Source organism: Gordonia humi (assembly GCF_014197435.1).
In the GTDB taxonomy this organism is placed as follows: Bacteria; Actinomycetota; Actinomycetes; order Mycobacteriales; family Mycobacteriaceae; genus Gordonia; species Gordonia humi.
Genome location: NZ_JACIFP010000001.1, coordinates 4,032,315 through 4,053,309, shown reverse-complemented (window position 1 = coordinate 4,053,309; position 20,995 = coordinate 4,032,315). Strand labels below are relative to the sequence as shown.

20 protein-coding genes are annotated in these 20,995 nt (G+C 68.7%); 8 read left to right on the top strand and 12 right to left on the bottom strand.

All coding sequences use genetic code 11. From position 1 onward, the window contains the following. Nucleotides 1–6: 6 nt before the first annotated feature. On the bottom strand, nucleotides 7–1,011 hold the full coding sequence (locus BKA16_RS18675; protein ID WP_183372080.1) for an ABC transporter substrate-binding protein: 1,005 nt from the start codon (nucleotides 1,009–1,011) through the stop codon (nucleotides 7–9). 273 nt (nucleotides 1,012–1,284) lie between these two features. Between BKA16_RS18675 and ctaD the strand changes: the two genes are divergently transcribed. The 3 genes from ctaD (at nucleotide 1,285) to BKA16_RS18660 (ending at nucleotide 5,117) form a co-directional block, all read left to right on the top strand. Next, nucleotides 1,285–2,997, top strand: coding sequence for an aa3-type cytochrome oxidase subunit I (gene ctaD / locus BKA16_RS18670; RefSeq protein WP_183372079.1), 1,713 nt, complete (start codon nucleotides 1,285–1,287; stop codon nucleotides 2,995–2,997). Nucleotides 2,998–3,162: 165 nt separating this feature from the next. Beyond that, entirely contained in the window at nucleotides 3,163–4,383 is a 1,221-nt protein-coding gene (gene serB / locus BKA16_RS18665; protein WP_183373175.1) for a phosphoserine phosphatase SerB, read from the top strand. Nucleotides 4,384–4,385: 2 nt separating this feature from the next. After that, entirely contained in the window at nucleotides 4,386–5,117 is a 732-nt protein-coding gene (locus tag BKA16_RS18660) for a peptidyl-tRNA hydrolase (RefSeq protein WP_343067514.1), read from the top strand. 22 nt (nucleotides 5,118–5,139) lie between these two features. On the opposite strand, the gene BKA16_RS18655 is transcribed toward BKA16_RS18660, so the two are convergent. Beyond that, nucleotides 5,140–6,117, bottom strand: a complete 978-nt coding sequence (locus BKA16_RS18655) for an LLM class flavin-dependent oxidoreductase (protein ID WP_183373173.1) — start codon at nucleotides 6,115–6,117, stop codon at nucleotides 5,140–5,142. A gap of 106 nt (nucleotides 6,118–6,223) precedes the next feature. Between BKA16_RS18655 and BKA16_RS18650 the strand changes: the two genes are divergently transcribed. Both BKA16_RS18650 and BKA16_RS18645 read left to right on the top strand, forming a co-directional pair. Next, nucleotides 6,224–7,054: an ATP-binding cassette domain-containing protein gene (locus tag BKA16_RS18650; RefSeq protein WP_183372078.1), complete on the top strand. Its 831-nt coding sequence runs from the start codon at nucleotides 6,224–6,226 to the stop codon at nucleotides 7,052–7,054. Between the two features lie 85 nt (nucleotides 7,055–7,139). Continuing rightward, nucleotides 7,140–7,949 (top strand): NUDIX hydrolase, encoded by an 810-nt coding sequence (locus BKA16_RS18645; protein WP_183372077.1) that lies wholly within the window; start codon nucleotides 7,140–7,142, stop codon nucleotides 7,947–7,949. On the opposite strand, the gene BKA16_RS18640 is transcribed toward BKA16_RS18645, so the two are convergent. Then, nucleotides 7,939–8,898 carry a DNA polymerase domain-containing protein gene (locus tag BKA16_RS18640; RefSeq protein ID WP_183372076.1) on the bottom strand — a complete coding sequence of 320 codons (960 nt, stop codon included), beginning with the start codon at nucleotides 8,896–8,898 and terminating at the stop codon, nucleotides 7,939–7,941. The two genes, BKA16_RS18645 and BKA16_RS18640, sit on opposite strands and share 11 nt — an antisense overlap. A gap of 57 nt (nucleotides 8,899–8,955) precedes the next feature. Between BKA16_RS18640 and BKA16_RS18635 the strand changes: the two genes are divergently transcribed. Beyond that, complete coding sequence (locus tag BKA16_RS18635; protein ID WP_183372075.1) at nucleotides 8,956–9,744, top strand: enoyl-CoA hydratase/isomerase family protein; 789 nt, start codon at nucleotides 8,956–8,958, stop codon at nucleotides 9,742–9,744. Between the two features lie 4 nt (nucleotides 9,745–9,748). Further along, nucleotides 9,749–10,723 carry a class I SAM-dependent methyltransferase gene (locus BKA16_RS18630; RefSeq protein WP_183372074.1) on the top strand — a complete coding sequence of 325 codons (975 nt, stop codon included), beginning with the start codon at nucleotides 9,749–9,751 and terminating at the stop codon, nucleotides 10,721–10,723. Between the two features lie 70 nt (nucleotides 10,724–10,793). Here BKA16_RS18630 and BKA16_RS18625 read toward each other — a convergent pair whose 3' ends face one another. After that, nucleotides 10,794–12,002 carry a THUMP-like domain-containing protein gene (locus BKA16_RS18625; protein WP_183372073.1) on the bottom strand — a complete coding sequence of 403 codons (1,209 nt, stop codon included), beginning with the start codon at nucleotides 12,000–12,002 and terminating at the stop codon, nucleotides 10,794–10,796. A 4-nt stretch (nucleotides 12,003–12,006) separates the two neighbouring features. Then, nucleotides 12,007–13,320 (bottom strand): outer membrane protein assembly factor BamB family protein, encoded by a 1,314-nt coding sequence (locus BKA16_RS18620; protein ID WP_183372072.1) that lies wholly within the window; start codon nucleotides 13,318–13,320, stop codon nucleotides 12,007–12,009. Nucleotides 13,321–13,421: 101 nt separating this feature from the next. Here BKA16_RS18620 and BKA16_RS18615 point away from each other — a divergent pair, with 101 nt between their 5' ends. Beyond that, nucleotides 13,422–14,171, top strand: coding sequence for an acyltransferase (locus BKA16_RS18615; RefSeq protein WP_183372071.1), 750 nt, complete (start codon nucleotides 13,422–13,424; stop codon nucleotides 14,169–14,171). 11 nt (nucleotides 14,172–14,182) lie between these two features. Here the strand turns inward: BKA16_RS18615 and BKA16_RS18610 are convergent, their stop codons facing one another. The 7 genes from BKA16_RS18610 to BKA16_RS18580 all read right to left on the bottom strand — a co-directional run bounded on the left by BKA16_RS18610 (nucleotide 14,183) and on the right by BKA16_RS18580 (nucleotide 20,991). Next, nucleotides 14,183–15,769 carry a signal peptidase I gene (locus BKA16_RS18610; protein WP_183372070.1) on the bottom strand — a complete coding sequence of 529 codons (1,587 nt, stop codon included), beginning with the start codon at nucleotides 15,767–15,769 and terminating at the stop codon, nucleotides 14,183–14,185. After that, complete coding sequence (locus BKA16_RS18605) at nucleotides 15,766–16,326, bottom strand: hypothetical protein (protein WP_221246916.1); 561 nt, start codon at nucleotides 16,324–16,326, stop codon at nucleotides 15,766–15,768. Before BKA16_RS18605 ends, BKA16_RS18610 begins: the two co-directional genes overlap by 4 nt. Beyond that, entirely contained in the window at nucleotides 16,323–16,976 is a 654-nt protein-coding gene (locus BKA16_RS18600; protein ID WP_183372069.1) for a signal peptidase I, read from the bottom strand. Before BKA16_RS18600 ends, BKA16_RS18605 begins: the two co-directional genes overlap by 4 nt. Then, complete coding sequence (locus BKA16_RS18595; RefSeq protein WP_183372068.1) at nucleotides 16,973–17,518, bottom strand: hypothetical protein; 546 nt, start codon at nucleotides 17,516–17,518, stop codon at nucleotides 16,973–16,975. The genes BKA16_RS18600 and BKA16_RS18595 overlap by 4 nt, the downstream gene beginning before the upstream one ends. A gap of 14 nt (nucleotides 17,519–17,532) precedes the next feature. After that, nucleotides 17,533–18,057: an alternate-type signal peptide domain-containing protein gene (locus BKA16_RS18590; protein WP_183372067.1), complete on the bottom strand. Its 525-nt coding sequence runs from the start codon at nucleotides 18,055–18,057 to the stop codon at nucleotides 17,533–17,535. A gap of 163 nt (nucleotides 18,058–18,220) precedes the next feature. Beyond that, entirely contained in the window at nucleotides 18,221–19,465 is a 1,245-nt protein-coding gene (locus BKA16_RS18585; RefSeq protein WP_183373171.1) for a glycosyltransferase, read from the bottom strand. Nucleotides 19,466–19,476: 11 nt separating this feature from the next. Beyond that, nucleotides 19,477–20,991 (bottom strand): 1,4-alpha-glucan branching protein domain-containing protein, encoded by a 1,515-nt coding sequence (locus BKA16_RS18580; RefSeq protein WP_183372066.1) that lies wholly within the window; start codon nucleotides 20,989–20,991, stop codon nucleotides 19,477–19,479. Nucleotides 20,992–20,995: the final 4 nt, after the last annotated feature.

Here is a 20,995-nt window from a genome sequence, read left to right as displayed (position 1 = left end):
GACAGTTCACTCGCCCGCGGAACTGCCGTTCAGGGATTCCTTGAGATCGTTGAGCACGAGCCAGCCCGCTGCCAGCCCTGGACGGCCGTACCAGAGGGCGTCGCCGACCGACAGCACCCGCTTCCACGACGGTGCGCCCAGGTCGAGCCAGTCGTCCGAGAGAAGGACGTCCTGCCCGCGAGCCCGTCCGCCGTCGCCCTCGTAGCTGACGTAGATCAGATCGGCGTCCGCGTCGGCGATGTTCGTCTCGTTCATCACGACCGCGTCGGGGGTGCGCTGCGGGGCGGGACGGGCGACACCGACCAGCGACATGATCTGTGCGCCGAACGAGGACGTGCCCTCGATCAGCGTCTCGTCGGGTGTGAACCGCACCAGTGACACCTGACTGTGGGCGGCGTCCATGACCCGTCCGACCCGTGTGGCTTCGGTGGTGAACTCCTCGATGCGCTGTCTGCCCGCCGCGGACCGGCCGGTGGCGGCGGCCACGGCGGCGAACGACCGCTGCCAGTCGGCGCCGAGATCGATCGTCGCGGTGGCGGCCTTGCCGAGCGCACCGGTCGCGGTGAGTGCCTCGAGGCGGTCGGCGGTGTCGGGCGTGGACAGCACGAGGTCTGGCGCGGCCTCGCGGACCGCTGCGGCGTCGGGCGTGTCGCCGAGCGCGGGAACCCCGCCCAACTGCGGGCCGAGGTACTCCGGAACCGATCCCGGTGCGGCGGTGATCGCCCGCACCTGCGGACCGAGTCCGAGCGCGCACAGCGAGTCCAGCAGCGCCGGGTCGGTGACGATGATGCGTGTCGGATCGACGCGACCCGGGTCGACGGCGGTCGGCGCCAGGCACGTGCGCGAATAGTTACGGCCCGCGCCGACGATGTTGACCTGGGCGAACCGTGTCGTCGTCGTGGAGATGACCGAACCGTCGGGGGTGCGAAGAACCTCGTCGTCACCGGCGCACGCGGACAGCCCCGCCACGAGTGCGGCGGTGCAGGCGAATGTGGCGACCGTGGTCCTCACGCGACTGCGGTCGGGGCGTCGGGGGAAAAGATGCACGCGCCCACGCTAGCACCGGCGCAGAGCACGGAGATCGACCCGCCGACCGCGTCGATCTGGGACGACGAACACGTAATACGACAGTTCGTAGGACCCACTCGGAATCGCACCGGGGTCTGGTCTACGATCAGTGGTGCAGCGCGCTGTCTTCGGTCGGCGCCACAGCAGTAGACGGACGAAGGTCCAGTACCGCCGACCGAGGACACTCGCGACGGTGGTGCTCACGAGGAGGATTCAGTGACCGCGGTAGATCAGCCGACGACCCGGGTGGAGGCCGAGCGCCCCTATCCGGAGCGTTACCAGCCCAAGGGCTCTTTCTTCTACAAGCTCATCACGACTACCGATCACAAGGTGATCGGTCAGATGTACATCGTCACCTGTTTCGCCTTCTTCCTCGTCGGCGGCCTGATGGCGCTTCTGATGCGTGCCGAGCTTGCTCATCCGGGACTCCAGTTCTTGTCGAATGAGCAGTTCAACCAGTTGTTCACGATGCACGGCACCGTGATGCTGCTGATGTACGCGACGCCGATCGTCATCGGCTTCGCCAACTTCGTCCTGCCGCTGCAGATCGGCTCGCCCGACGTCGCGTTCCCGCGACTGAACTCCTTCGGCTACTGGCTGTTCCTCTTCGGCAACCTGGTGGCCCTGGCCGGCTTCCTGACCCCGGGCGGTGCGGCCGACTTCGGTTGGACGGCCTACACCCCGCTGACCGACATGGTGCACGCGCCGGGCGTCGGCGCGGACTTCTGGATCATGGGTCTGGGCGTCGCCGGCCTGGGAACCATCCTGGGCGCGGTCAACATGATCACGACCGTCGTGTGCCTGCGCGCACCGGGTATGACCATGTTCCGCATGCCGATCTTCACCTGGAACATCCTCGTCACCAGCGTCCTGATCCTGCTGATCTTCCCGCTGCTGACGGCCGCCCTCATGGGTCTCGAGGTGGACCGTCAGTTCGGTGCGCACCTGTACGACCCCGCCAACGGCGGCGTGATTCTGTGGCAGCACCTGTTCTGGTTCTTCGGTCACCCCGAGGTGTACGTCATCGCCCTGCCGTTCTTCGGCATCGTGTCCGAGGTGTTCCCGGTCTTCTCGCGTAAGCCGCTGTTCGGTTACTCGGGCCTGGTGTACGCGACCCTGGCCATCGCGGCCCTCTCGGTCGCCGTCTGGGCGCACCACATGTACGTCACCGGATCGGTTCTGCTGCCGTTCTTCTCGTTCATGACGTTCCTCATCGCGATCCCGACCGGTGTGAAGTTCTTCAACTGGATCGGAACCATGTGGAAGGGCCGAATAACCTTCGAGACCCCGATGCTCTTCTCGATCGGCTTCATCGTCACCTTCCTCTTCGGTGGTCTGACCGGTGTCCTGCTGGCCGCCCCGCCGATCGACTTCCATGTGTCCGACACCTACTTCGTCGTCGCGCACTTCCACTACGTGCTCTTCGGCACCATCGTGTTCGCCACCTACGCGGGCATCTACTTCTGGTTCCCGAAGATGACCGGACGCATGCTCGACGAGACCCTGGGCAAGTGGCACTTCTGGCTGACCTTCATCGGCTTCCACCTGACCTTCCTGGTGCAGCACTGGCTCGGCAACGAGGGCATGCCGCGTCGTTACGCCGACTACCTGCCGTCGGACGGCTTCACGACGCTGAACGTGGTGTCGACGGTCGGCGCCCTGGTGCTGGGCATCTCGACGCTGCCGTTCCTGTGGAACGTGTTCAAGAGCTACCGGTACGGCGAGGTCGTCACGGTCGACGACCCGTGGGGCTTCGGCAACTCGCTGGAGTGGGCCACCAGCTGCCCGCCGCCGCGCCACAACTTCACCGAGCTGCCGCGCATCCGTTCGGAGCGTCCGGCGTTCGAGCTGCACTACCCGCACATGGTGGAGCGCATGCGCGCCGAAGCCCATGTGGGCTGGGGCAGTGAGAAGCACAACGATCACTGACGATGCTCGTCGCAGAAGGGCCCGCCCGAGTTCGCTCGGACGGGCTCTTCTCGCATCCGGGCCTCGAATCCGTCGACGTTCGTCGCGCCCGCCGCGGGGAGAACGTCGACAGATCCCGATTCGCGGCGAGGTGTGCCGACACCTCATAATTCAAGAGTGGAAAACGTGGAGTCCAAGCGCACCATCCTCATCACCGTCAGCGGCCCCGACCGCTCGGGTGTCACCTCGTCGTTGATGGGGGCGCTCGCCGGTGTCGGAGTCGATCTGCTCGATGTGGAGCAGGTGGTGATCCACAACCATCTGACGCTCGGCGTCCTCGTGTCGACGACGGGTTCGGCGGCGGCGGTGCTCGACGCCGTCGACCTGCCGATGCACTCGCGCGGCATGTCGGTCGAGCTGGCCGTCGACGCGACGAGCAACGGGCATCGTCCGTCCACGCATGCGATCGTCCTGCTGGGCAGCCCGGTGTCGGCGGCCGCATTCCAGGCGGTCGCCTCCGAGATCGCAGGCTGCGGCGGGAACATCGACACGATCCGCGGCGTCGCGGACTACCCGCTGACCGGTCTCGAGCTGTCGGTGACCGTCGGTGAGGATGCGGCGGCCGACACGGCGCTGCGCGCCGGTCTGGTGACCGTGGCCTCCCGGTTCCCGATCGACATCGCCGTCGACCGCGGCGGCCTGGCACGGCGCGCCAAGCGTGTCATCGTGTTCGACGTCGACTCGACGCTGATCCAGGGCGAGGTGATCGAGATGCTGGCCGCGGCGGCCGGGCGCGAGGCCGAGGTGGCCGCGGTGACCGAGGCGGCCATGCGCGGGGAACTCGACTTCGCCGAATCACTGCATGAGCGCGTCAAGGCGTTGGAGGGACTCGACGAGTCGGTGATCGACGAGGTCGCCGCTTCGCTCGAGCTGACCCCGGGAGCGCGGACCACGATCCGCACATTGCACCGCCTCGGCTACCACTGCGGTGTGGTGTCGGGCGGCTTCCGACAGGTGATCGATCCTCTCGCCCGCGAGCTCGAGCTCGACTTCGTCCGCGCCAACACCCTCGAGGTGGTCGACGGCACGCTCACCGGGCGGGTGATCGACGAGGTCGTCGACCGACCAGGCAAGGCGCGGGCGCTCCGTGCGTTCGCCGACCAGGTGGGCGTCCCGATGGAGCAGACCATCGCGGTCGGCGACGGCGCCAACGACATCGACATGCTCGCGGCGGCGGGACTGGGCATCGCATTCAACGCCAAGCCCGCGCTGCGCGAGGTGGCCGACACGACACTCGACCACCCGTTCCTCGATGCCGTGCTGTTCATGCTCGGCGTGACCCGCGACGAGATCGAGGCGGCCGACATCGAGGACGGCACGCTGCGCCGCGTCCCGCTGGAGTCGTAGGGGTGCTCGCATACGCGTACGACCGCCTCGTCGGATACGTCGGCGGCGGCGAGGATCCGATCGATCCGGCGGACGTGCTGGCGATGCAGATGGTGCTGCAGATCGAGAAGGCCGCTCCGCCGTCGCGGACGGGACTGCTCGTGGCTGCCGCTCGCGCCGCCGTGCTCGTGTGCCTGGACGACCGCGGCGGTCCCGACGGGCCGTGGGCGCCGGGACTGGACGACTGGTGCGGTGCGCGAATACGGAAGATCGCCCGCCGTGCCCGCGGTAAGCAGTGGCGCGATGTGCAGGGACTGTGGGGCGTCACCGCCGAACACGACGGTGCTCGCGCGCGGGCGTTCGTCCCGGGCCGGGTCGGCGACGTCGATCAGCGGATACGCAAGCTGCAGATCGGCGGCACCGACGTCGACGGCGAGCTGGTCTCCGCGGCGCCGACCGGAACCGTCGACGGTCTGTGCCTGTGGCTCAACCCGTCGTTGGACATGTCCGTCGGCAAGACCGCGGCCCAGGTCGGTCACGCGTCGATGCTCGGCGTCGCGCTCTTCTCGTTCGACGAGGCGAGTGCCTGGTACGACGCCGGCTGCCCGCTCGAGGTCCGGATGGCGGACGAGGCGAGGTGGACCGAGCTGTCGGCTGCCTCCGATCGGGGCGCCGCCGCGGCCGTACGCGATGCGGGCTTCACCGAGATCGCCGCCGGATCGGTCACCGTCATCGCGGAGCGGACGGGCATCTGATCCGGCCGGTACGGGTGGGCGATCAGCCCTTCGGCGCCAGATGTCTGACGGTGCCCAGGAGGACCTCGCGGTCACCGGCCAGCGGGGCGAGGATCAGTTCGTCGGCGCGGGCGTGCACCGCGAAGCGATCGAGCTGTTCACGGACCTGGTCGGGAGTGCCGACGGCGGCATACCGCAGCATCTCGTTGACCTGAGCGCCGGGAGGCGCGTCGAGCAGCATCTCGGCCTCGGCGTCTGTGAGGTTGCGCCCCTGGTTGAACAGGTGCTTGATGCGCGAGACCTTCGCCTTGTGCAGCTCCGACGAGGCGCGCTCGGCGTCGTCGTCGGCGATCACCGCGGCCGCGGCCATCACATACGGCTCGGACTCGCCGCCACCGGGCAGTGGTGACGGCCGGAAGTCACGCAGATAGATCTCGACGGCCTGCTCGAGGGCCTGCGGTGCGAAGTGGGAGGCGAAGGCGTACGGGAGACCGGTCGCGGCGGCCAGCTGGGCGCCGAACAGCGACGATCCGAGGACGTACAGCGGCACCTGCGTGTTCCGGCCGGGAGTGGCCTGAACACCGTCGACGCCCGCCCCGGAGAAGTAGCGGAGCAGTTCGACGACGTCCTGCGGGAACTGCTCGGATGCGGCGGGGGAGCGGCGCAGCGCGTGGAATACGGCCTGATTGCCGCCCGGTGCGCGCCCGAGTCCGAGGTCGATGCGCCCGGGATGCAGTTCGGCGAGGGTGCCGTACTGTTCGGCGATCGCGAGCGGGGAGTGGTTGGGGAGCATCACTCCGCCGGCGCCGAGCCGGATCGTCGAGGTGTGCGCCGCGATGTGGGCGATCAGAACGGCCGGGGCAGACGATGCGATGGACGGCATGTTGTGGTGTTCGGCGTACCAGATGCGTTCGTATCCGGCGTCGTCGGCGTACATCGCGAGGTCTGTCGAGTGCTGAAAGGACTCCGCGACGGTCTCGCCGGGACCGACCTGTGCCAGGTCGAGGAGGGACAGCGGCATGGAGTGCAGGTTCGGGAAGGAGTCGGTCACGCGTCGTTTCAGCGAAATACGTCACTCGTTTATTCCCGGCGCATGTAACCGGTGGTCCATCCGGCACCATGGTGGTGTGACTGAACGCATCGCTGATCCCGACCTCCTCATCGAATTCGACGACGTCTCGTTGGTGCGCGGCGGCAAGACGCTCGTCGGCCCCGTGAACTGGCGGGTGGAGCTCGACGAGCGCTGGGTGGTGATCGGTCCGAACGGAGCGGGCAAGACCTCCTTGATGCGGTTGGCTGCGGCCTTGGACCACCCGACGAAGGGCGACGCCTTCGTTCTCGGAGAAAAGCTGGGGCGCACCGATATCCGCGAGTTGACGACGCGGATCGGACTGGTCAGTTCCGCCTTCGCCGCACGGATCCCCGGTGATGAGAAGGTCTCGGATCTGGTCATCTCAGCGGGCTACGCGGTCCTGGGACGCTGGCGTGAGGCCTACGACGAGATGGACCGCGCGCAGGCCGCCGACGTCTTGGAGTCGTTGGGCGCCGAGCATCTCGCCGACCGCACGTTCGGCACCCTCAGCGAGGGCGAGCGCAAGCGGGTCATGATCGCCCGCGGCCTGATGACCGATCCGGAACTGCTGCTGCTCGACGAGCCGGCCGCGGGTCTGGACCTCGGCGGCCGTGAGGAACTCGTCGACCGTCTCGGGACCCTGGCCTCCGACCCGGACTCGCCCGCGATGGTGCTCATCACCCACCACGTCGAGGAGATTCCGTCGGGCTTCACCAACATCCTGATGCTGTCCGAGGGCGGCATCGTCGCCCAGGGCGCCATCGAGGACACGCTGACCGCGGAGAACCTGTCGGAGACGTTCCACCAGAGCATCGCCCTCACCTACGACGACGGCCGGTACTTCGCCCGCCGTGCCCGCCGAGCCGGCGGACACCGCCGCGCCTGACCGGTCGACGGCGGGTGAACCGCGGCCGATAGTGTCGAGGATGTGATGCGGCGAACACGCCGCGGGTGAGCGAAGGAGAACTCTGGTGACCGATAGCGAAGTGGCCCCGTTGCGGGATGCGTCGACCGTGGTCCTGGCCCGCGACGGCAGCGACGGCGTCGAAGTGTTCTTGCAGCGCCGTGTCAAGCAGATGGCCTTCGCGGGTGGCATGACGGTGTTCCCGGGCGGCGGCGTGGACCCGCGCGATCGCGAGGCGCACGTCCGGTGGGCGGGACCGGACGTCTCCTTCTGGGCCGACGCGTTCGCCGCCGACGAGGCGACGGCGCGGGCACTGGTGTGCGCGGCGGTCCGTGAGACCTTCGAGGAGTGCGGGGTACTGCTGGCGGGCACCGCCGATGCGACGCACGCGGATCCGGTGTCGCTGTTCGGGGAACGCGCCCGCCTCGAGGCCAAGGAACTCTCGTTCGCCGAATTCCTCGACCAGCAGGACCTGGTTCTGCGCGCGGATCTTCTGCGTCCGCTGGCTCACTGGATCACCCCGAAGAACGAGAAGCGTCGTTACGACACGAGGTTCTTCCTCGCCGCGATGCCCGACGGTCAGGAAGCCGACGGCGAGACCAGCGAGGCCGCCGAGACCATGTGGATGCCGGCAGGCGCGGCGATCGCTGCGTGGGATCGCGGGGAGCACTTCCTGCTGCCTCCGACGTGGACCCAGTTGCGCTACATCGCCGACTTCGCGACCGTCGCCGACCTTCTCGACGCGCCCCGGGAGATCGAGCCGATCGAACCGTCGATCAGCGACGGCAGCGGCATCGCCGGGCTCCGGTTCACCGACTCCGACAGCTATCTCGCCGCGCTCGCCGACGGCCGCGTGGAGAAGGACTTCAGTCTGTAGGCGTCTGCAGCTCGTCGCGCTCGGCCCATTCGAGCAGGGTGTCGAGGCGGTGCGCCACATCGTCGATCCCCGCGTGCAGGTCGCCGATCGCCGCGTAGCGTGCGGGAACGGTGGCGACGGTGAAGTCGTCGGGTTCGACCTGCTCGATCTCCTCCCAGGTGATCGGCGTCGACACCGTCGCGCGTGGGGTGGCCCGCACCGAGTACGCCGCGGCCATCGTGTGGTCGCGCGCGTTCTGGTTGAAGTCGACGAACACCGCCGCCGGATCACGGTCCTTGCGCCACCAGGTGACCGTCGCCTCGCCCGCCGACCTCCGGGCCACCTCGGCGCCGAAGGCGTGTGCGGCCCGTCGGACGTCGCCGAACGCCCACTCGGGGGCGATCCGCACGTAGACGTGCAGTCCGTGCCCGCCGGACGTCTTCGGGTAGCCGACCACGCCGAGTTCATCGAGGATCTCGTGGACGATCCCGGCGACGCGGCGCACCTTCGGGAAATCGCAGTCGGGCATGGGATCCAGATCGATCCGCCATTCGTCGGGGAACTCGATGCCGGGTTCGGTGCGTCGTGAATTCCACGGATGGAACTCGACCGTCGCCATCTGCACCGCCCACAGCACCGCTGCGGGCTCGGTCACGCAGAGTTCGCCGACCGTCCGCGAGTAGCGGGGGAAGTACACGTCGACGGTCTCGATCCAGTCGGGTGCGCCCGCGGGCAGCTTCTTCTGATGGACCTTCTTCTCCGCGGTGCCCTTGGGGAATCGGTGCAGCATGCACGGTCGACGATCGAGCGCGCGGCTGATTCCGTCGGCCACGGACAGGTAGTAGTCCGCGAGATCGAGCTTGGTCAGGCCGATCTCGGGGAAGTAGACGCGGTCGGGACTGCTGATGCGGACAGCCCGCATCGCCCCGGTCGGATTCGGAACCTGCAACTCGACGGCGTCGGTGCCCATGGAGCAACAGTAGTGGTTGGTTAGGGCGCATGGGCTACTAACCGGTAGCCTGCCACCATGGCTGAGTTTGTGACTCTGGAGACGTCGCCGGATCATCCCGGCGTCGGCACGATCCGATTGAACCGTCCGCCGATGAACGCGCTGAACCGTCAGGTGCAGTCCGAGCTGCTCGCCGCGGCGGAGGAGGCGTCGACTCGCGACGACATCAAGGCCGTCGTCGTCTACGGCGGACCCAAGGTCCTCGCCGCCGGCGCCGACATCAAGGAGATGAACGACATGTCGTTCGCCGACATGTCGAAGGTCGCGGGCAGGCTGCAGGACGGGATCGGCGCGATCGCCACGATCCCCAAGCCGACCGTCGCCGCCATCACCGGCTACGCGTTGGGCGGCGGCCTCGAAGTGGCGCTCGGCGCGGACCGCCGCATCGCGGGCGACAACGCCAAACTCGGTGTCCCCGAGGTGCTTCTCGGCGTCATCCCGGGCGGAGGCGGAACCCAGCGACTGGCCCGCCTGATCGGACCGTCGCGCGCCAAGGACATGATCTTCACCGGCCGCTTCGTCGGAGCCGACGAGGCACTGCAGATCGGCCTCGTCGACCAGGTCGTCGCCCCCGACGACGTGTACGACGCGGCCCTCGTCTGGGCGGGCCGGTTCGCCGGCGCGGCGTCGGTGGCCCTCGCCGCGGCCAAGACGGCCGTCGACGCAGGCCTCGACACCGATCTCGCCACCGGCCTCAAGATCGAGGCGCAGGTCTTCTCGGCTCTCTTCGCGACCGACGATCGCGCGATCGGCATGGCCTCGTTCATCGAGAACGGCCCGGGCAAAGCCGAATTCACCGGAAAGTAGGACGATGACCACGACTGACGACACCAACGACCCGGCACCGAACCCGCACGCCACCGCCGAGCAGGTCGAAGCCGCACTCTCCGACACCAAGCTCGCGCAGGTGCTGTACCACGACTGGGAGGCCGAGACCTACGACGAGAAGTGGTCGATCTCGTTCGACGAACGCTGCATCGATTACGCGCGCGGTCGGCTGGACCTGATCCTGCCCGAGGCACAGCTGCCCTACGGTCGGGCGATGGAGCTGGGCTGCGGCACCGGCTTCTTCCTGCTGAACCTGATGCAGTCGGGCGTGGCCGAGAAGGGCTCGGTGACCGACCTGTCGCCCGGCATGGTGAAGGTCGCGCTCCGCAACGCGGAGAACCTCGGCCTGGACGTCGACGGTCGTGTCGCCGATGCCGAGTCGATCCCGTACGAGGACGACAGCTTCGACCTCGTCGTCGGACACGCTGTGCTGCACCACATTCCGGACGTCGAGAAGTCGCTGCGGGAGGTGCTGCGCGTCCTGAAGCCGGGCGGTCGCTTCATCTTCGCCGGGGAGCCGTCGACGTACGGCGACTTCTATGCGCGCTGGATGAGCCGCGCGACGTGGTGGGCGACCACGAATGTCACCAGATTCGGTCCGTTGAAGGCCTGGCGCAGGCCGCAGGAGGAACTCGACGAGAGCTCGCGTGCCGCGGCGCTCGAAGCCGTCGTCGACATCCACACGTTCTCTCCGCAGGATCTGGAGAACCTGGCGACCCGCGCGGGAGCCGTCGACGTACGCTCGGCGAGCGAGGAACTGGCGGCCGCGATGCTCGGTTGGCCCGTCCGCACCTTCGAGGCCGCGGTGCCGTCGGAGAAGCTGGGCTGGGGATGGGCGCGTTTCGCGTTCGGCGGCTGGAAGCGGATGACGTGGATCGACGACAACATCCTCCGCAAGGTGGTGCCGCCGGAATTCTTCTACAACGTGCTGATCACCGGTGTGAAGCCCGCAAGCTGACCCTCGGCACGACGCCGTCGAAGGAATGCGCGCGAGCGGCCGTTTCGGCGCCGCTCGTGCGCATTCTGGGTCAGTGGCGTACGCCCGGCTCGCAGACGAACGCGACGCCGGTGCGTCCGATCCGGGTCATCACCAGCGACAACGGTGTGGATCCCCGCAACTTCAACTTCCGGCGCAGCCGGTCGGGGTCGACGTCGAGGCCGCGGACCAGGATCTCGAGGCTGCCGCAGTCGTGTGCGGCCAACGCGGAGCGCAGCGCGCGTTCGGAGACGGCGGTTCGGTCGATGATTCGGAATCCCCGGGCGCCGGGAGGCACGGCGGCGCCGGTGAGGTAGGCGATCTGCGGATCGAGTTGGCGTAGTCCGTGACGGCGCGCGTAGTTGCGCACCAGGCCGGCGCGGACGACGGCGCCGTCCGGGTCGACGATCCACTCGTCGACACCCGGCTCGTCGATGTCGTCCGGCTCGGTCGAGGTGTACTCGTCGGCGCGGACCACGCCGTCGGCGTCGGTTCGCAGGACACTGGCGCGCCGGTCGGGGAGTCCGGCGGCCTCGGTCCACAGACACGCCTCGCGGACCCCGCCGTCCAGCGAGGTGACCTGCACGGCGACTTCGATGCTGAACCGATCCCGGAGCATCCGGTAGTCGAGACCGGGTGCGCATTTGACGACCATCGGGCGGCCCGCGTACACCGACAGCAGTTCGAGCAGGGGAGGATCGAGTTCGTCGAGGCGGAACGTCCGTCCGCGTGCGCTGCGGCGAGCCGGATCGGCGACGACGACGTCGGCGCGCGAGCACGGGGCGAGAGCGTCGGCGCGCGCGAGTTGCACCCCGGGACGTCCTCGTAGATTGTGTGCGGCCATCGCCAGCCGTACCGCGTCGAGGTCGCTGCCGATCACTCCGCCGAGTCCGGCGGCCGTCGACAACGACAGCAGTTCGGCGCCGATCGAGCAGGTCACGTCGTGGACGACGCCGCCGGGGTGACGCGCGGCGATGTCCGCCGCGCGATGCGCCGCGACGGCGGACGGTGTCGCCTGTTGCAGGGCGGTGTCGCTCAACAGCAGAGCATCGGGGGAGTCGAGTTTGCCGACCGCGCGTCGTCGCGCGCGGATCGTCTCGACCAGAGCCGCCTCACGAGGCGCATAGCGTGCGCGGAGGGCGGGCAGGTCTTTGAGCAGCGACGCGTCCGTCAGCGGCAGACCTGCCGTGACGTTCAGCGCGTCGGTCCCCTCAGCGGAGGCGAGATAGGCGACGTCGTCGAGCCCGAACTCGTAGGCCACGGTCTCACGGCCTGCTGAAGAAGTACACGGTGCCGTCGGTGGTGGCCACCGCCAGCTGACCGACGGCCGACACGGCGACCCCGGTGGAGAACCCGGTGGCCTCGGGCAGCGGCAGCGAACGCTTGGTCTTGGCCGTCTTCACGTCGAACTCGGTGAGCACCAGAGCTGAATCGGCGCCCTCGCGGACCACCGCCCACAACGATCCCGCCGACGTCTGAGTCCCGACTCCCGCCATCTGGACGTCGTCGCGCCGGGCCACCTCGGAGGCGTGATCGCCGTCGTCGTGCAGGACGGTCAGCGGCGAGCCGAGGCCGCCGGCCGGAACCAGGGTGCCGTCGGGCGAGACCGAGAGCGTCGCGAAGCCGTGGCCGTCCAGATCGTGCGACCAGCGGACCGAACCGTCGGCGGCGTCGACGGCGTACAGCTTGCCGTCGCGCCCGAAGGCGTACACGGTCGTCCCGTCGGCCGACAGCGACGCCGGACCGGCCATTCCGCCGCCGAGATCGGCGGTCCACATCGTGCTCAGCTTCTCCTTGCCGGCGGGATCGCGGTAGCTCACCGCGGTCAGCTGCGAGGTCTTCGCACCGGCGGGCACGACGTTGACGAACACTCGCCCGGAGGCGATGTCGACGGCAGGCGGCGCGGAGATCGCGCACGCCGGGCCGCCGGAGGCGCACTGGTCGACGCCCGCCATCGGATCGGTGTTCTTGGGCGGCTTGGGGCGCAACCGCAGTTGCGGGGTCGCCGGGTCGCCGGTCTGAGCGTTGAGCAGCATGATCTGTCCGCCGGTGGTGGCGAGCACGATGCGACCGGGACCGGCCGACTTCGCCGACAGTGCGACGCCGCTGGTCGATGCGCGCCAGCGGATCGCGCCGCCGCCGTTGTAGGCGAAGAACTCGCCGGCCTTTCCGATGTACGGCTGACCGAGCTGGTCGTAGAAGGCGGTGTTCATCGCCGAACCCGGTCCGAGACGCTTGCAGAAGTTCTTGCGGCCGTTGCGCTGGTCGAGGACCTGGAAGTCGCACCCCACGGGAGCCTTCGCGCTGGCCGCGACGTTGCCGCCGGCGTCGATGGACACCTGCGCTGTGACGGGGCCGCCCGCCGGACGCGTCCACGACAGTTTCAGATCGTCGGGGACCACGGGATAGGCGTAGTTCGCGTTGGCGCCGTTGCCGCCGAACGACGCCCAGCCGGCGGACGGCTTGGCCAGCACGTCGATGCGCCCGTCCGAGCAGGCGGTCGCCACCAGGGCGAGGGCGGCGGCTATCACTGCGAAGACCAGGGATGATCTGCGTCGTCGGCGGACTGCCCGGGTCATCGTTCTCCTGATGGTAGGCGGACGGGGTTCGCGGACGACTCTATCGTGTCGTGCTCGCCTGATTCCGCAGGCCGGGTGCTCCTCTACTAGGGTTTGTCGTCATGACCACGATGTGGAATGCGTCTTATCGTTCGCGCCGTCGCGCCGGACGCCGCCGCGATCCGGAGCAGGCGCGTTTCCTGACGCTCGACTCGCTGCGCTGGATCAAGCGGAACCGGGCCTGGACGCCCTGGTACCTGGTCCGTTACTACCGACTCGCCAAGTTCCGTCTCGCGAATCCGCACGTGGTGTTGCGCGGCATGGTGTTCCTCGGCAAGAACGTGGAGATCCACGCCACGCCGGAGCTCTCGCGCATGGAGATCGGCCGCTGGGTGCACATCGGCGACGGCAACGCGATCCGCTGCCACGAGGGCAGCCTCCGGATCGGCGACAAGGTGGTCTTCGGCTGCAACAACGTCGTCAACGCCTACCTCGACATCGAGATCGGCGGATCGACGCTCGTCGCCGACTGGTGCTACATCGTCGACTTCGACCACGTGACCGACAACATCGACATGCCCATCAAGGACCAGGGGATCGTGAAGGGCCCGGTCCGGATCGGCCCGGACACCTGGGTCGCGGCCAAGGTCACCGTCCTACGCGACACCCTCGTCGGACGGGGTTGTGTTCTGGGTGCTCATGCCGTCGTCAAGGGCGAGATCGGCGACTACTCGATCGCCGTCGGCGCTCCGGCGCGCGTGGTCAAGAACCGCCTCGAGGCATGGGAGGCCGGCGCCGAGCAGCGCGCAGAGTTCGAGCGTGCGCTGATGGACATCGAGCGTAAGAAGAACGCGGGCACCGAACACGAGTGAGGCGTTACGCGTCACGGATCGACATCGGTGTCCGTACCCGTGCTCGGTCCCGACGCTGCCGGCCGCTCGGTCGCCGGCGCGGAGGTGTCTGCGTCGAGTGACGGGGCGACGACCACTTCCCGCCAGGCCTGGTCGATGCGGCTGATCGTCGTCACCGTTCCGTCGGGGGCGGTGACGACCAGTTGCTCGGTTCCCGACTGCCAGTGCACACTGCAGTCCGCCGGGACGGTGTACCTGTAGACGACGGTGGCGGTCGCGGTGTCTCGGATCGTCAGGTCGTCGCCGTCCCGGTAGTAGGCGAACGCTCCGGAGTCGGTGAGCACGCCGCCGGGCGGTAGAGGAGGGGCCTGCGGAGTCGCGGTGGGCGTCTGCGTCGGTGCGGCCTCTGAGGGCGACGCCTCTGACGGCGCGGGCTCGGATGGCGACGCCTCGGACGGCGCTGGTGCCGGGGTGACCGCAGACGATGAGGTCGCGGACGACGAGGGGTTCTGGGCGGTCGAGAGCTGATGGGTCGGCGACACCGTCGTGAGTTTGTTCTGCGGTGTGGTGACGACGCCCTCGTCGCCGCCGGTGTTGCAGGTGAGCGCCGGGACCAGGCCGAGCAACCCGGTGCCTTTCAGGGTCACCAGTTGAGTGAGCGAGGTCGCCGACGTGAAGTTCCCGACCTTCGTCGTCAATGTGAACGACACCGTGACCTGTCCGCCCCCGACGATGTTGCCCAGCAGTGCCACGAGCCAACTGAGCAGGCCCAGATTGGCCGCGTTGACGACTACTGGATTGCCGGCGGTGGCAGCCGGGTACGTGTGCTCCTGCGGGGTGGCATTCGGGCCCTGCACGGTGAGCACATACGTCAGACCGGTGGGTGTGCCCGGCGGATTCGGCCAGGTCATGGTCACCGAACTGCCCAGGCCGAGCAACCCGCCGGTATCGTTGCAGCGCAGCCACGCCGCATTGGCCGGTCGCCCGGTCTGCACGCTGCCGGTTGCGTGCGCTTGTGCGGTGAGGGCGGCGTCCGATCGTCCCGGCGTCACGGCGCCCGTGACGGCGACCGTGGCGACTGTCGCCGCGGCCGTGCCGATCAGAATGCGTCGACCCGTCGAGGTAGCGCGCCAGCCGTCTCTGGGTGCGAACGCGACCGCGAGCAGACCCAGCAGCACCAGTGCTTCGAGGGCGATCGTGTACGGGTTCTTCAGCCACATCGCGACGTATCCGAGACCGGGCACGGTGGTGTAGACGCGATCCACTTCGGTGACCGCGTACGGGCGGGCGTCGGTGACGGTGTTGCCGTCGCCCTTGAGCGTCAAGGTCACCGAATCACCGAGTCTCCCGTCGACGGACTCGACCCGGTGCGTCACCCGGGTGCCGTCCGGTCGAGTCACTCCGACGACGTCGCCGCGGTGGACGTCGGCGGCGGGGACCGTGCGGCTCAGGCCGAGCGAACCGGTGCTGATCGCCGGACTCATCGACCCGGTCTCGAAGATCACGGGGCGCAGACCGGTGACCACCGCGAGTGCCGTGGCCAACAGACAGAGCGAACCGAGCACCGCGCCGACGGTGAGCGCGATATCGGCCGCCCGGCGGTCGGCGAGCGTTGTCATGACGCCGTTCCCGTCGCGACGAAGAGGAACTGGACATTCCCGGTCTGGGCGGCCAGTGATGGAAGGGCGCCCGTGGGAAGGGTCAACTGGAAGCACCAGGAATCGACTCCGTCGACGGCCAGGACGGTCGGCGACGACGTCCAGAACTGCGTCGGGCCGGCGGGGACCGACGTATTGGAGACGACCGTCGTGCCGCCGGTGCACGTCGTGCCGGACACCGACCCGCCGTGCACCGCAGTCAACTGCATTGCCTGACCCAGAGCGGTCGTGCTCGACCTCGACGCCGTGTACACGAACGCGGCCGATCCGATGTTGTGGACGTCGACGATCTGCGCCGTCGTTCCTCCTGGCAGGAGACTGCCGGGGAAGGTGAACGAGTACGGTTCGGCGTCGCCCGCCCGAATCTTGACGTCGGCCGTGGTGAACTCCGCGGACGTGGTCGCCGCGGTCGTCGACCACAGTGCGGTGGTGCCGACGGCGCCCGCGCCCAGAACGATGCCGCACGAGAGGAGGGCCCGTATCCGACGGGAGGTCGAGCGCGGGAGGCGTGCGATCACGAGTGGTCCTCCTCAGTCGCGGTCGGTAGTGATGTGGGCTTCAGGGGTTCGGTCGGCGGATCGGCGGCGACCGACGCGTCCTCGGGCGGTTCGCGGCGCTGTTCGCGGTGTGCGGCGTACAGTTCCCACGCTCCGTAGGCGAACAGGAGTCCGGCGAGCACGAAGACGATGACGGACCGCCGGACTCCGGTGAACCAGGTGTTCACATAGCCCAAGTACGGAATCGAGTACCACACCTCCCCGCGGACCTGGACCGGCCGCACCGGGAGCGGGTCCGCGGCATCGTTGTCGTCGCCTCGGGCCGTGAAGCGCAGCTCTCCGTTCGGTGCGTGGGTCACTTCCGTGACCCGGTGGGTGACCACCGCGGGGTCGCCCGAACGTATCTGGTAGGTGATCACGTCGCCGACCCGGATCGATCCGGCGGCGACCGGTCGCACGACGACCAGGGTGCCCGGCGGATACGTCGGCCGCATCGATCCGGTCAGCACGGTGTACGGCGCGCCGCCGGAGATCTTGGGAATCACGATGGCGGCGAACAGGATGGCGAATGCGGCGGCGAGCAGCACCCAGGACGTCGCCTGCCAGAGGCGTCCCAGCACCGATCGGTGAGGGACGTCCTGGTGTTCGACTGTGTCGTCTCTGGCGCTCATGCGAGTGTTTGATCCGCGCGGAAGGTCAGCACGATCCGGTACGACGCCGGGGACGTGCCGGAGGCGGATTTCAGGACCGCGTGCACACACCAGGTCTCGGCGGCGCCGGGCGCGAGCGGACGGGGGCTGCCGGTCGCCGTCGAACCCGTCGAGGTGGCACCGTGGACCGAGAACGCCGTCACACCGGTCGTGTCGCAGCCCCCGACCGTCGCCGACAGATCGACCTGTACCGCGGCCCCTGCCGTGCTGACCGCCGGACCGGCGTGGGTCACCTGAAAACTGATCGGGGGCGTGCCGATGTTCGTGATCGTCAGCGGTGCCGAGACCGTCTCGTCGACGACGACGCCGTTCTTACCCAGCCCGAACGTGAACGACTGGCCGGAACCCCCGTCGGCGGAGATGCCGAACCGGCCGGTGGTGAACTGGCCGTCGGGAGTGTCCGAATCCCTTGCCCACAAGGCACCGGTGGTCCGCACCGAGCCGAAGATCAGTGAGGCCACCAGGATGCCGAGTGCGGCGATCAGAGCACGTCGTCGGGTCACGGGGAGAAGGTCGATCAGGCCGGGCGCACCTGGCGCAGCGTGACCTTCATACCGGACACGTCGACCGGAACGTCGGTGTCCTCGGTCCCGGTCGTGGTGTCCTTGAACTCCAGCGTGACCGTCACCGGCAGGCTGTCCCCGTCCGCCACGGAGATGGGCGTCGTGGTGGTGTCGGTGCCGTCGACGGTGGTGGTGACGGCGAAATTCGACGAGGGCAGGTCGTCGCCGCCGATGCCCTCGACGCCGAGCGTGGCATCGATGTTCTTACCGGTGGCGGTCACCAGGCACGTCCCCGCGTACTGCCACACATCCCCCGGGACCATGAGGTCGCTGGTCGGGTTGATCGCCGTGCCGCCGTTGGTCGTGGCGCTCTCGTCGGTCCACTCACCGGTGCCGCAATCCAGGCCGAAGTCACCGGTCTGGATGTTGCCGCCCGCGATGTCCTCCGTGTCACTCCACAGCGCGTACGAACCCGCGCCACCGAGAAGAATGATGACTCCCGCGCCAATGGCGAGGGCACCCTTAGTTCGTCTGTTCATCGTGAGGACCCTTCGTGATATGGATCACGCACCATCGGGGTGTGGGCGTCGATCCCACCCGAATCATCCGTTAGTCCCGCATCATCCCTTTCGCTCGCCGTGGAAACGTTACCGAAGTGAAATAGATGATCGCGGGGTGCGACGGGACGGATGTGTCGACGACTCAGATTTCGCGGTCGCGGTCGGGCAGCGGGCGCAGCGGAATCGTCGGGCGGGCGAGCGCGGTCCGCGCATGTCGGACGGCCGAGCGGTAGATCGTCGCCGTGCGCTCGGCGACGACGCTCCAGGTGAATTCCGCGGTGAGCCGGTCCGCGGCGCGCCGCGCACGCGCGGCGGACACGTCGGGTTCGTCCAGGGCCCCGACGACGGCGGCCGCGAGCCCGGCCGGATCGAACGGGGCGAACGTCACGCCGGTCTCGCCGTCGGTGACGGCCTCACCGAGTCCGCCCGCGGACGAGGTGACCAGAGGGATCCCGGTGGCCGCGGCCTCCAGTGCGACGATGCCGAACGGTTCGTAGCGGCTCGGCAGGACGATCGCGTCGCATCGGTGCATCAGGGTGACGAGTTGCTCGTGGTCCTGGCGACCGAGGAACGTCACGGCGTCGACCACGTCGTGTGCGATCACCAACTCGCGGAGCCAGGCCAGTTGGGTGCCCTCACCGGCGACGGTCAGCGTGGTTCCCGGGTGATCGGCGCGGATCACCGGCAGCGCGGCGATGAGGTCCTGGACGCCCTTCTCGTATTCGAGCCGTCCCGCGAACAGCAGTTCGGGCGGACCGTCGTGCTCGGCGCGCGGTGCGAAACTCCATGCGTCGACGTCGATTCCGTTGTGTATCACGGCGATCGGTGCGAGTGCCGGACCGAACAGGGCGGTCACCTCGTCGCGCATCGACGCCGAACAGGTGATCAGCGCATCGGCGTCGTGCGCCAACCAGGACTCCACCGAATGGACCTGTCGGTTCACATGGCCGGCCACCCAGCCGCTGTGGCGACCGGCCTCGGTGGCGTGCAGGGTCGCGACGAGCGGCACGTCGAAGAACTCGGCGAGAGCGATGGCGGGATGGGCGACCAGCCAGTCGTGAGCGTGCACCACGTCGGGTGGCGGACCGCCGCGCAGATGCGCCAGACCAGCCCGGATGAAGGCGTGACCCATGGCGAGCGTCCAGGCCATCATGTCGACACTGAACTCGAACTCCGGCGGATCCTCGGCGACGGCGATCACGCGGACGCCGTTGACCACCGTGTCGACCGTCGGATGCGAGGACGCATCGGTTCCCGACGGACGGCGCGTGAGGACCGTCACGTCGACGCCCGACTCGGCAAGCGCCTCGGCCAGATGGTGCACGTGCCGTCCCAGTCCGCCGACGACGACGGGCGGGTACTCCCACGACACCATCAGCACCCGCACCGGTCGGGCGCTCACCGCTGCTCCAGCCTGCGGGCGTCGAGAGCGCCGAACAGGTTGTCGGCGCGGCGCCACCCGCGGGCCAGACGCAGCGCCTGCGCGTCGTTCCCGGAGTCGGAGGCCGCGCAGATCTCGCGGGTGGCGTGCGCGTGCTTGTACGCGCGATCCTGGGCGTACCCGGCCGCGGTGTCCTTGGACACCATGAACGGCCAGTCGGACTGCACGGTCATCAGTGTCTCGCGCAGGATCTGGTCGGCGACCTCGTCGCGGGGTCCGAACGGCACCCTCCGTTTGTCGAGGCTGTCCGACGAGGTCGCGGTGACCTCCGAGTTCAACTGCACCAGATGCTGCACCTGCGGTCCCTCCCAGACTCGCCAGTCCTTGCCGGACCCCCACGACGAATCGTCGAGATCCACCGCGTCGCCGACATAGCCGTTCCGGCGCGCGGTGTCGAGCGTGCCCACGGAGACCCCCGCCTCGGGGAGACGACGGAGAAGACGCTCCAGCCAGACCGGCCCCTCGTGCCACCAGTGCCCGTACAGTTCGGTGTCGAACGCGGCGACCACCAGCGCCGGCCGTCCGATGCGCTCGGATTCGGCGATCAGTCGGTCCCGGACGGCGCCGATGAAGTCGTCGACGTGCTTGTCGATCGCGGCGTCGACCCGCGCCGGATCGTACGGCTTCTTCTTCTCGGCGGGGACCGTCTTCCCGGTGACTCGCACCGACTTGAACCCGGTCTCGTGATCGTACGTATGGAAGTCGCGGTAATCCGCGTGACCGGGATACCCGGACTTGGGCGACCACACCCGGTAGCTCACTGTCAGATCCCGACCGAAGGCGACGACGCCGCTGTCGCCGACCGGCCGGCCGAGTGCGGTGTCGCCATGCAGTGTGGGACCGTCGACCATGAAGTGCCGGACGCCCGCGGCGGCGTACTCGCTCTCCATACCGGGCGTGTACGCGCACTCCGGCGCCCAGATGCCCGTCGGGCGGGTGCCCCATCGCAGCCGCGCGTCGGCCAGACCCTCGTGCAGAGACAGGCGACGCAGCCGCGGATCGAGCAGCGGTGCGAACGGATGGGCGAGGGGCCCGCCGAGGAGTTCGATCACTCCGGACGAGACGAGCGGACGGATCTGCGGGCTGCCGCCGTGCCGCCACTGCGTCTCGAAATCGGTGAGAGCCGCTGCCGCGGAGCGGAATTCACGCGTCCCCGCGTCGGCTCGCACCGGATCGCTCGAGAGTGCGGCCTCCATCGCGCGCAACTGCCAGTCGGCCAGCCATTCGTACATCGACGATCCGGCGTACGGATCGTCGAGCTGAGCGGCCAGCACCGGCGTGATCCCCAGGGAGAGCTGATCGGTGAAGCCGTCGGCGGCCAGGCGACGGAGTGCTCCGAACACGGGTAGATAGCTGTCGGCCCACGACTGGTAGAGCCACTCCTCGCCGACCGGCCACCGTCCGTGATTGGGCAGCCACGGCAGATGAGAGTGCAGGACCAGGGTGAACTGTCCGGGTACGCGCGCGCTCATGGGG